Genomic DNA, 12416 nt, shown 5'->3' with positions numbered 1-12416 from the left:
TAGTTGTTGTCGACTCATATTCAAAAAGTGCAGCCACTGGTCGGAATAATTGTTCCGTTAATCTGCGCATGCTCTTTTTGATTGGTTTTTATTGTTATTAATCAAGGGCTTGCAAACTAAATAGGTGCGGTCATATAACTAGCTCATTAGCTTGGGCTAGCGCAAGTTCGATGTTAGTTTGCGCCCCCTTGATTTTCGACGGATCGAACATGTCTCTGTTATTACCACGGACTCGGTACTTTCTATGCACTTTCCTGCTCGTTTGCTTGAGCATGAACAGCGCCACCGCCGCCCCCACCCCCGGGGACCAGGACCTGATCCGCGACCGGCAGAATCGCTTGCTCGAAGAGCAGAGCCGACGCCTGCAGGAACTCCAGGACCTGCCCGGCAAACAGACCAAGCCCGCCGCTCCGACGACGCCGGCAGACACTCGCTGCTTCCCGATCCAAGACATCGAACTCAAGGGCGCCGACAGCCTGTCCGCCGCCGACCGCACGCGCCTGCTCAAACCCTATTTGGGCCAGTGCCTGGGCGTGTCGCAGCTCAACGAACTGCTCAAAGTCATCACCGACTATTACATCGCCAAAGGCCGCGTCACCAGCCGTGCCTACTTGCCGCAGCAAGACCTGTCCAGCGGCCACCTGCAAGTGCTGGTGGTCGAAGGCAAACTCGAAGCGCTGAAAAGCGCCGAGGGCAGCAGCGTCACCGACCGCGAACTGGCCATGGCCTTTCCCGGCAAGGTCGGCGAGGCGCTGAACCTGCGCGAAATCGAGCAACTGGTGGACCAACTCAACCGCTTGCCCTCCAAGCAGGCGCAGATGGAACTGACCCCAGGCCAGCAGATCGGCGGCAGTGATGTGGTGGTCAAGAACACCCCGCAAAAGCCCTGGCGCGCCAGCCTGTCGCGTAACAACGACGGCCAGAAAAGCACCGGCGAACAGCAGTGGGGCGCCGGCCTGGAATGGGACAGCCCGCTGGGCCTGGGCGACCAACTGATGCTGCGCGGCGGCCACGATGCGGTCAGCGACCACCAGAAAACCTCGAAAAACAGCATGCTGTATTACAACGTGCCGTGGGGCTGGTGGAACTTCAGCTACACCTACAGCGAAAGCGACTACCGCACGTACGGCCAGACCGACAGCACCAAATTCAAGCTCAATGGCGACAACGAGAACCACCAACTGCGCGCCGAGCGGGTGATCCACCGCGACGACGTGAGCAAGACCTCGGTGAACGTCGGCCTGGCCCATCTGCGTACCAACAACTACATCCTCGATACGCGCACCGAGGCGAGCAGCAACCGCCTCAGCGAACTCCAGTTCGGCATCAACCACGGTCGGCGCATCGGCACTGCGTTCGTCAACCTCGACCTGGGCATGCAGAACGGCATCGGCCTGCTCGATGCCCAGTCTGAAGAAGAACGCGATCCGTTCGGCAACCGCCAGGCCAATTCGCGCTACCGCAAATACACCGCCACCGTCAGCTATCTGCAGCCGTTCACGCTGTGGGGCGAGTCGTTGAGTTTTTCCAGCCTGGCCACCGGTCAGCGCAGTGAAGACATTCTGTTCAGCCCGCAACGCGTCAGCCTGGGCGGCTCGGCCTCGGTACGCGGTTTCAAGGACCAGCAACTGACCGGCGACAGCGGCGGCTACTGGCGCAACGAGGTGCGCTGGGCGCGCCCGGTGACCCTGGATTGGCTGCGCCCGGCCTTTGCCGAGTACGGCGCCAGCGTCGGCTACGACCAGGGCGTGATCAGCAACGACCGCTACAACGGCGATGTGCATGGCCGCGTGTCCAGCAACTCCCTGGAACTGTTCGCCCGGGGCAAGCACGTCAGCACCAGCGTGACCTTTGCCCATTCTTTGGAAGGACCGGCCGTAGTGAGCGAGCGCGAAGCGCCGATCTACTTCCGTATGGACTTCTTCCTGTAATTCAACGCCCCGCCGCAATGAGAATCTGACAATGGATGTTCGCCAATTTGCCTTCCTGGCCCGCCAACCTTCCGCCGCTTTGAAGCCGCGCGACGCGTTCTTCGGCCTGCCCAAGCGCGGGCTGGCATTGATCCTGGCCAACGCGCTGTTCTGGCAGCCGCTGCTGGCCCAGGCCGAAGGCATTGTGGTCAGCGCGCCGGGCACCACTGTTGGCGCGGCGGGTAATGGCGTGCCCGTGGTGAACATCGCCACGCCCAACGGCGCCGGCTTGTCCCATAACCAGTTCCAGCAATACAACGTCGGCCCCAACGGCGTGATCCTCAACAACGCCAGCGGCGCGGTGACCAACACCCAGTTGGGAGGCTACATCGTCGGCAACCCCAACCTCAAGGGCGGCGCGGCCAGCGTCATCCTCAACGAAGTCACCGGCAGCAACCCCAGCCAACTGCGCGGGTACACCGAAGTGGCGGGGCAGTCGGCCAAAGTCATCGTCGCCAACCCGTACGGCGTCACCTGCAGCGGCTGCGGCTTTATCAACACGCCGAACGTCACCCTCACCACCGGCAAGCCGGTGCTCGACGCGAACGGCCAACTGAAAAGCTACCAGGTCGAAGGCGGCGCCGTGACCATCGACGGCGAAGGCTTGAACGCCAGCAATGTCGACCGCTTCGACATCATCACCCGCTCGGCCAAGATCAACGCGCAGATCAACGCGCGCGAACTGAACGTAATCGCCGGGCGCAACGATGTGGACGCCCAAAGCCTGAAAACCACACCGCGCGCCGACGACGGCAGCGCCAAGCCCGAACTGGCGATCGACTCCAGCGCGTTGGGCGGCATGTACGCCGGCGCGATCAAGCTGGTGGGCACCGAGGCGGGTGTGGGCGTGAAACTCGACGGCACGCTGGCGGCCAGTGGTGGGGATATTCAGCTGGATGCCAATGGGCGTTTGAGCATGGCGCAGGCGGCGGCCACCGGTAACGTCAAGGTCACTGCGCAGAACGTCGACCTCACCGATAAGGTCTACGCCACCGGCAACGTGCAGATCACCAGCGCCCAGGCCCTGGTCAACCAGAAGAGCGTGGCGGCCGGCCAGCGCATTGAACTCAACGCCGCGACCGTCACCAACCCCGGCATCGTCGAAGCCGGCGTCGCCTCCGACAACAGCCGCAACGCCACCGGCGATCTGGTGGTCAACGCGCAAACCGTCACCACCTCCGGCAACCTGCTGGCCAGCCGCGCCTTGGCGATCAGCGCCGCGCAGGCGCTGACCAACCAGGGCGCGATCATCCAGGCCAAGACCGTCGACGTCAGCAGCGCCAAACTGACCAACCAGGGCGCCACCGCGCGCCTGTTCGGCGAACAGAGCCTGGCGATCAACTCGCCGGCCATCGTCAACCTCGGCGGCCTGATTCGCTTTGGTGACGGCCAGGCCGCCATGCTCAACAGCGCTTCCCTGAACAACCAGGGCCGTATCGAGATGGCCGGCGGCAGCCTGGTACTCGCCAGTGCCGACCTGAACAACAGCGGCGGGCAAATCATCGCTAACGAGCTGACGGTCAACGCCGGCAAGCTCAATAACCAGAACGGCGTGCTGGTGGCCAAGACCGCCACCGTCAATGCCACCGAGCTCGACAACAGCTTCAAGGGCCTGATCCAGGCCGACGGCGGCGCGCTCAACCTCACCGTCAGCAACGGCTTCAACAACACCCAGGGTTTCGCCCAGGCCAGCACCGACCTGACCGTCAACGCCGGCACCCTCGGCAGCAATGCCGGCGGCGTATTGAGCGCCGACACCGGCAAGCTGACCCTCACCGCCGCACAACAGCTCAATAACGCCCAGGGCCGTGTGCAGGCCGGGCAGGGCAATATCGAACTGCACGCCGCGAACCTGGATAACCAGAGCGGCGTCATCGTCGGCAAACAATTGCTGCTCGACGTCGCCGGTGGGGATATCGATAACCGCGCCGGACGCGTATTGGGTGACCAACTCGACGTACGCGCCTCCGGCCTCGACAACCGCAGCGCCGGCTTGCTCGCCGGTGGCGCCCAGGGCGTAAGCCTGCTGCTCAAAGGCCCGGGCCAATTGCTCAACGCCCAGGGCCGCATCCAGAGCGAAGGCCTGCTGCAACTGCGCGGCGAGCGTTTCGACAACAGTGCCGGCATCCTGCTCGGCCAAACCGTCGATGTGACGGCGCAGCGCTTTACCAACAGCAACAAAGGCGCGTTGGTCAGCGATGGCGGCGACGTGGTGCTCAACGTCAGCGACCTGTTGACTAACGTCGGCGGCCAGATCGACGCGGGCGAGCGCAGTGTGTTGGTCAAGCAACTCACCACCCTCGACAACAGCGGCGGCACCCTGCGTGGCAAGCGCCTGGACATCACCGCCCAGCACCTGAATAACAACGACGATGGCCAACTGCTGGCCGGCGCCGGGGGCTTGAGCTTCAGCGGCCAGGATGTGAGCAACCGCAAGGGCCTGATCCTCAGCGGCGGCGCCCTCACCGAGTTGCACACTACCAGCCTGGATAACCAGGGCGGCACGGTGCAAGGTGACAGCCTGACCGTCACCGCCGACAAGGTCGACAACGGCAGCGGCGGCCTGATGGCGAGCCTGGTCGGCAACCTGCAACTGACCGTCGAAGCGCTGGCCAACCGTGGCGGCAAACTGTTCGGTAAAGAACAGCTGACCGTCAGCGGCGCCACCCTCGACAACAGCGAGGGCGGCCAGGTCAGCGGCAACCTGCTCAACCTGACCTCACGCGACACCCTCACCAACCAGGGCGGCCTGATCGAAGCCAACCAGGGGCTGAGCCTCAACGGTGGCAACCTGGACAACAGCGCCAACGGCCAACTGCGCGCGCTTGGCGGTGCCAGCAGCAGCCTCAACCTCAGCGGCGCGGTGAACAACGAGGGCGGCACCCTCGAATTCGGCAGCACGGCCTTCAGCCTCGACGCCACCAGCCTGAATAACCAGGCCGGCCTGTTGCAGCACGCCGGCAGCGGCCTGTTTCGCATCAACACCGCCAGCCTCAACGGCAGCCAGGGCACTATCAACGGCATGGGCACCGCCGACTGGGCGTTCGGCAAAGTCGACGGGCTCGGTCGCCTGCAACTCAACGAAGTGCTTACCTACAAAAGTGCTCAAGGCCTGGCCCTCAAGGCCGGCGACCGCATGGCCAGCGGTAAGGGCCTGGTCCTCAATGTGGCAAGCCTGGACAACGGCGGCGAACTGCTCAGCGACGGTGACCTGAGCATCACCACTGGCGACATGAGCAACAGCGGTCGCGTGTCGGCCCTGCAGACACTCACCGTGGCGGCGAACAACCTCAGCCAGAACGGCGGCCGCCTGGCGGCCAACAATACCCGCCTGACACTGGGCGGCACCCTGGACAACCTCGGTTTCCTCACTGCGCGTCAGCAACTGGATATCGCCGCGGCGCAGATCAATAACCGCGGCACCCTCGGCGCCCAGGGTGCGGTAAATCTCACTGCGGTCAATGGCATCACCAACGCGGCCGATTCGCTGCTGTTCAGCGGTGGCAACCTGACTCTGCGCGCCAATGGTTTCAGCAACCTTCATGGCGATGTCTACAGCAAAGGCGACTTGAGCTTCGCCGCGCGCGATGGCGGCCGTGCCGCGCTGTTCAGTAACCGTTCCGGCACCGTGGAAAGCGAAGGCTCGATCGGTATCAATGCGGGCTTTATCGAAAACGCCAAAGATGAATTCGAACTCGGGCAGACGCTGACCACCGGCAGCTTGAGTTGGATCTGTGGCCAGCACTGCGGCGAAAAAGATTGGTGGGAAAAAGGCATCATCACCATCTACGAGACCCACCTTGAGGCGGCGACCAAGGATTCGGCAGCGGCGCGCCTGGTAGCTGGCAAAAACATGCTGCTGCAAGGCGACAATGTGCAGAATCGCTACAGCCTGATGGCTGCCAATGGCGACCTGAGTATTGCCGCCGGTGACCTGCTTAACCAGGGTGCCGCCACGCGCACAGGGCAGCGCAAGATTGTCGTCACCACGCCAGGACGTGTCTCCGACGATTTATTTGAACGCATGCAATGGGTCGACGTTCCCGCTTTCAATGCGGCCACGGCGGCTGGGCATTTCGATAAGGCGCGCTTTGAAGAGCTGAAAAACCGCTCACCCAATAGCTATCCTTTCGAGCACATAAGCGACGTCACCACCTGGACCAACAACAGTGGCCCCGGCTACGACGCCACCCTGCAAGCCGGCGGCACGGTCAACCTCAACGTCGCCCGCACCCTGCAAAACGGCACGCTGCACAACAACACCCTGGCCCAGTTGACCGGCACCCTCGGCGACGACCAGACCGGCATCCCCGTCGGTGGCATCAACATCAACCTGAGCAAACACGCCAACGACCCGAGCGCCAAGGCCGCCGGCAGCATCCTGCCCGTAGCAGGCGCGGCCCCCGGCGGCGGCTTCGTGCCCGTGGACTACACCGGCACCGCCTTCGCCCCGGTCGACCCAACCACCTCGCCTAACTTCCAACTGCCCAAGGGCGAGTACGGCCTGTTCGTTAAAAATCCTGACCCGACCAGCCATTACCTGATCGAGACCAACCCCGAGTTCGCCTCCCTCACGGGCTTCTTCAGCTCCGACTACATGCTCGGCAAACTCGGCTTCAGCTCCGACAACGCCTGGCGCCGCCTCGGCGATGGCCAATACGAAACCCGCCTGATCCGCGACGCCGTGCTCGCCCAAACCGGCCAACGCTTCCTCGCCGGCGGCCTGTACAGCGACGCCGACCAGTTCCGCTACCTGATGGACAACGCCCTGGCCAGCAAAGACGCGCTGCGCCTGAGCCTGGGTGTCACCCTCACCCGCCAGCAAGTCGGCGCCCTGACCCACGACATCGTGTGGATGGAAAACCGCGTGGTCGACGGCCAGACCGTCCTCGTGCCCGTGCTCTACCTGGCCCAGGCCGAGTCGCGCAACGTACGCGGCAACAGCCTGATCCAAGGCCGCGACCTCAACCTGTTCACCGGCGGCGACCTGATCAACGTCGGCACCCTGCGCGCCAGCAACAACCTCTCCGCCGTCAGCAGCGGCAGCCTCTACACCGGCGGCCTGGTCGAGGCCGGCAACAACCTGAGCCTGCTGGCCCAGGACAGCATCCGCAACGCCATGGCCGGCGAGATTCGCGGCAAACAAGTCAGCCTCACGGCGCTCAAAGGCGACATCACCAACGAAACCACCGCCATCCAGGTGCGTGACGGCGCCGGCATGCGCACCCTCACCGACGGCAGCGGCGGCACCATCGTCGCCCGCGAAAACCTGGCCATCGACGCCGGCCGCGACCTCATCAACCGAGGCGCCCTCACCGCCGGCAACGACGCCAACCTCACCGCCAGCCGCGACCTCAACCTCATCGCCGCCAGCGACACCCGCGTCAAACACGAGATCCGCGACGGCGGCGAGAAATCCAGCATCACCACCGACGTCAAAAACCTCGCCGCCAGCGTCACGGCGGGCGGCAGCATCAACATGCAAGCCGGGCAAGACGTCAACATCATCGGCAGCACCGCCACCGCCGGCAAAGACCTCACCATCGCCGCCGGCCGTGACCTCAACATCGCCTCCGTCAGCGACATGCACAACGTCGATGGCAAGGAAAAGCACGGCAAGAAACGCATCAAGACCGCAGACGAGCAGACCACCCAAGTGGCGAGCGTGCTGACGGCGGGCGGGGATTTTGTCAGCCAGGCCGGGCGTGACACCACGATCGTGGCGAGCAGGATCAGCGCGGGGAATGAGGCTTATCTGTATAGCGGGGATAAGTTGAGTTTGTTGGCGGCGCAGAACAGCACCTACAGCCTTTACGACATGAAGGAGAAGGGTGGCTGGGGCGCGAAGAAGACCAAGCGCGATGAGGTGACCCGCGTTACGAATGTGGGGACTGAGATCAAGACTGGTGGTGATCTGTCGCTGGTCAGTGGCGGTGATCAGTTGTATCAGCGGGCCAAGCTTGAGAGTGGTAACGACATGGCCATCACCAGTGGCGGTGCGGTGACGTTCGAGGCAGTCAAAGACCTGCACCAGGAGAGTCACGAGAAAAGCAAGGGTGACTTGGCTTGGACCAGCGCCAAGGGCAAGGGTAATACCGACGAGACGTTGCGTCAGAGTGAGTTGGTGGCGCAGGGCGAGCTGGCAATCAAGGCCGTGGACGGCTTGAAGATTGATATAAGGCAGGTTAACCAGAACACGGTAAGCCAGACCATCGACGCGATGGTCCAGGCGGACCCAAGCCTCGCCTGGATCAAGCAAATGGAGCAGCGTGGCGATGTTGACTGGCGCGAGGTCAAAGAGCTGCACGACAGCTTCAAATACAGTAATTCTGGCCTGGGCGCCGGCGCGCAAATTGTCATAGCGATTATTGTTACCTACTTCACGATGGGGGCTGCCAGCGGCGCAATCGCCGCCGCTGGGACGGGTACCTCGATGGCTGGGGCGACGGCTGCTGCCACAGCCACATCTGCCGCAGGCTGGGCCAACGCTGCGGGCAGCGTTGTGCTTGCCGGCATGGCCAGTAATGGTGCGATCAGTACGATCAATAACCGTGGCAATTTGGGCGCAGTGTTTAAGGACGTAACTTCCAGCGACGCGATGCGAGGCTATGTTGTATCGGGCGTTACTGCGGGGTTAACCGCAGGGTTCTACGACGACTGGACCAGCACTCAGACAGGCACTACTACTGCGCTGCCTAACTCGGGTGTGGTGACATCTGCTAGCCCATTGAGTACCTGGCAAGGTGTTGGTCAATTCACTGCGAATCAGGTTCTGCAAAACGGCACGTCGGCCATCCTGACTAAAGCGCTGGGAGGAGAGGCCAGTCTAGGGGATGCATTGCAAAGCAGCCTCGCCAATGCATTTGCTGCTTATGGCTTCAACATGATTGGTGACGTCTCCAAGAATCGGTTCGCCGACGGCGGTATCACCAAGATTGGGCTGCATGCGTTGATGGGCGGGCTGGCAGCTGAAGCCGCTGGCGGCGATTTCCGTACTGGTGCGTTGGCAGCAGGTGTGAACGAGGCATTGGTGGATAGCCTCGCTAAACAATACGCCAGCATGCCGGAGGATAAGAGAAAAGGTTTGCTGGTGATGAGCTCGCAGTTGATTGGTGTGCTTGCGGCGTCGGTGGACAGTGATGCTGACGGTGAGAGCTTGCAGACAGGGGCTTGGGTTGCGAGCAACGCGACACAGTACAATTTCCTGAACCATTCGGATGTAATTGAGTTAGAGGCGGCAGAAAAAGATTGCCACCCAAATGGAACCTGTGACCAAGTCAAAAAAGAGTTCGATGCTCGTAGTGCTGCGAACCTGGCCCGATTGGATAATTGCGAAGCGACGCACAACTGCGCGCAAATTCGCGCCGAGCTTGATGAGGGTTCTAAAGCGATCGTTGCATCGGTAGAAAGAACTGAGACACTTAACCCTGGCGGATCAAGTAATGACTTGGTGGCTAGCTATCGAACTGTCAATGAACAGGAATGGACTAAGGCAGGCCAGCTGCACCTTAATCAAATCGCTAATTTATGGGTAAATGGTGATCCTACATGGATGAAGGAAGGTTCCCTTTACCTCGATCAAACAGGATTCCACCCGTTCGGAATCAACGTAGTTCCTGGCATGCTTCCCGGCGGTGGTGCTGGAAGCGTAGGGGCGGCAGGTGTTAAACCAACAATTAATCCAGGCCATGAGGCCATGGCCGAAACTGGAAAACCGAGATGGGATACTCCTCAGTCGCGTGTAGATGGAGAGTTTGGGCCGACTAACGGTAATCACGCTGATACGCCGAAGGTTAAGGTTGAAGACTCAAACTATCCAAGTCCGATAGTGAATCCGGCAACAAATAAGATAGTTACAGAACATATAGTGGCTCCGTCAGGCAAGGCGCCTAAAACGGCAAATCCGAATTCGATTTATGAAATTTCCCGTGCAGACGGTAGCAAAAGTGTGACTTACTATGATGACTTGGGGCGGACGTTTTCTAGAGAAGATTATGGTCAGCAACGGAGTCATGGCAGCTTAGGTTACGCTACGGACGGTCGGGCGGTGCCTCATGAGCACAAAATAGAATATAACGATCGGGGTTTCGTCGATAAGCAGTATTATCGAGAAGTAAGTGCCGACGGAAAAGTTGTCGGGCCTTGGATTTTAGATAAATAGGTATCAGCATGTCGAATGATGTATGTGGATATGTTTTTCCGCCACCCAGCCCGGACGCTTGGGTAGCGTTGGATAAATATATTTCCGAAAGCGATTTGGGGATATTCAAAATTAGCAGCGCGGAGCTATTTAATTATCCGCCACAGTTATTGCCAAGCGAAGAAACCTTTGTGTTTCTGATTGGGGATAGACCCGGGCATCCCAATGCTACATATTTGACTGATTATAATCAGTATGATCCGCTGTATTCGGATATTGGGTTTCCTGGTGATCCGGTAGAAAGAGTTAAAATTTTATTGACGGCGATTTTTGAGATTGTTGCAATTTGTGAATGTAAAAAACTTGTATTTTCAATTTCAGACAGTAGCCAAATAGAAGCAATTAAACAAGTTAATGTTTCTTGTGTTGTTGATGTCGTTTTGTCAGATTTCGAACGTGCGCAGGCCCCACCGGACACTTTATACGAAGTTTCTATAGGATAAGTTAAATGGGCAGAGAAAATTCAGGTGGGTGACGTAATGATGTTCTTTGTCGGTAGAAACGTAATGGCGACGAAAACGGGGTTATGACCATTGGGGAAAGAGGGCGAATTTATTTAATTTTAGCTGCAAAGTACATTAAATAAACATATCCCCTTCATAGGGGAATAGTGGTCTCCCCTTTTTCTGTTTATAAAGCTGTTTTAGACAGTTCGCAAAGAACTAGAGCAGAGGTTAATAAGCGTCTTGGAGTTGACTGAATGGATGAGTCGTTGCCAATTATAACTAAAAGAGTTAACTCTGATGGGAGAGTCGAGCGTCATTTAGGCTTTTCTTCTGATTGGGATGGTTTTGACTCGATTGTAAAATATTTAAAAAAACATTGGCAGGCGAGCCCAGTTCAAACCGCTGATAATATTTATTCTCGGCGTTGGGTGTTGATATGTAATGGGGTTATGTTAACTGTTTATCACGACAGTCAGATAGGGAATTATTTGATTGTGGAAAATGGTGAAGATAAGGATAACTTACTCGGTCAGATCGAGGCGGATTTGATTGGGCGGTTCCGTTGATTGCTAGTCAGTAATGTTTATACTTTTCTCTCCCGATAAGAAAAGTGGGCAGATTTATTTGAATTAGGCTTGAAAAGCCTATTAGATAAATCTGTCCCGGATGGCACTTACTTAACAGCTAACCGGCTGATCTGATTACAAAAAATGAAAAAAGGCCGCCCTTGGTCTACGGTGATAGTTGCGAACACACACCACTAGAACAAGGACAGCCCGCTTGAATCGTAGACGTCAAATCGTCAGGCATCAACAGCAGAGCATTCAGCAGCACGCCAAAAACAGCAATGCCCATGCGTTCTTTAAGCTGCTCGCCGATCCGGCGCTGCTACAGCGTGCCGAGTCAGTGGTCGGGTGATAGGTAGGGACGGGAAGCCTGTTAGTGGATCGATTAAGGAACATGCGGAACAAGTCCATATACCTCTGAGCGAATATAAAAAATGGAAAAGCTAGAACTCTCCGAACTAAAATTTCCCAGTATGAGAGAGGAGCTCATTTCATACTTGAGTGGATTGTCAGACCTTGAGTATCAGTACCAGGCTTGGGTAGAACGGTCATCGCCGGGTTTAGATTATGACGAGTTAAATTACACAATACATTTTTTATACGATGATACGGGGTTAGCTGAAAACGCTTCCAATTGGATAGGTTTGGTCCTGAGGGATGAAGTAGAAGCAAGGTCCGTTGAAAATGTAGTAAGTGCACTTGATTTGGTTTTTGATAAGTACGGTACTGAACTTTCTGACAAAGAATATTTGGAGAAAAAAGAGTGGCTTTGGGTGGTTAATGCTTCTAAGGATGCTCTAAGTATTCTGCTTTCAAAATAGAAGAGAGTCGAGGCAGGTGAATAGGAGAAAGGCCCTGTGTGGATGCTGCTAGTTTTATTGGTTTCTCCCTCAGCGTCTACCTAGTGCATGAAGCGAGGTACAAGGCATCGGGTGATCACATTCAATCGGGACCACATTGTGAAAAGGGGACGAAATATTAATATCCCGTGGGAAATATGGGGAAGCGGCAGAGCATATTTCAGATGCGCAAAATGCCGGTCATCCTGATGTATTAACAATTGATAGGCCTGGTGCTCCCGGGAACAGAAAGGACTCTATTGGTGGTCTTCCTAAGGTCCCTGGAAAACAGTTAGATGAGTATCCACCGGCAATGTTTAAAGAGGGTGGGACTGGAGCGGGTGTTAGATCCATAAGCTCGAAAGATAATATGGAGGCTGGCGCACGTATAGGTA

At 58.0% G+C, this 12416-nt stretch carries 6 protein-coding genes; all 6 read left to right on the top strand.

The window, feature by feature from the left end; genetic code table 11:
- The first annotated feature begins 209 nt into the window (after positions 1 to 209).
- The 6 genes from ABX75_RS04230 (at position 210) to ABX75_RS04220 (ending at position 12003) form a co-directional block, all read left to right on the top strand.
- On the top strand, positions 210 to 1931 hold the full coding sequence (locus ABX75_RS04230; RefSeq protein ID WP_047881504.1) for a ShlB/FhaC/HecB family hemolysin secretion/activation protein: 1722 nt from the start codon (positions 210 to 212) through the stop codon (positions 1929 to 1931).
- A gap of 31 nt (positions 1932 to 1962) precedes the next feature.
- Positions 1963 to 10131: a DUF637 domain-containing protein gene (locus ABX75_RS04225; protein WP_047881503.1), complete on the top strand. Its 8169-nt coding sequence runs from the start codon at positions 1963 to 1965 to the stop codon at positions 10129 to 10131.
- Between the two features lie 8 nt (positions 10132 to 10139).
- Positions 10140 to 10613, top strand: a complete 474-nt coding sequence (locus ABX75_RS28255; protein WP_082136125.1) for a hypothetical protein — start codon at positions 10140 to 10142, stop codon at positions 10611 to 10613.
- 257 nt (positions 10614 to 10870) lie between these two features.
- A complete protein-coding gene (locus ABX75_RS28955; RefSeq protein ID WP_144419290.1) occupies positions 10871 to 11182 on the top strand; it encodes a hypothetical protein in 312 nt (103 codons plus the stop codon).
- Between the two features lie 214 nt (positions 11183 to 11396).
- A complete protein-coding gene (locus tag ABX75_RS29330) occupies positions 11397 to 11534 on the top strand; it encodes a hypothetical protein (RefSeq protein WP_158248580.1) in 138 nt (45 codons plus the stop codon).
- An 82-nt stretch (positions 11535 to 11616) separates the two neighbouring features.
- Positions 11617 to 12003 carry a hypothetical protein gene (locus ABX75_RS04220; protein ID WP_047881502.1) on the top strand — a complete coding sequence of 129 codons (387 nt, stop codon included), beginning with the start codon at positions 11617 to 11619 and terminating at the stop codon, positions 12001 to 12003.
- The last annotated feature ends 413 nt before the right edge of the window (positions 12004 to 12416 follow it).

The sequence above is a fragment of the Pseudomonas sp. ARP3 genome, from assembly GCF_001029595.1.
GTDB lineage: Bacteria > Pseudomonadota > Gammaproteobacteria > Pseudomonadales > Pseudomonadaceae > Aquipseudomonas > Aquipseudomonas rhodesiae.
This window is presented reverse-complemented; position numbering and strand designations above follow the sequence as displayed.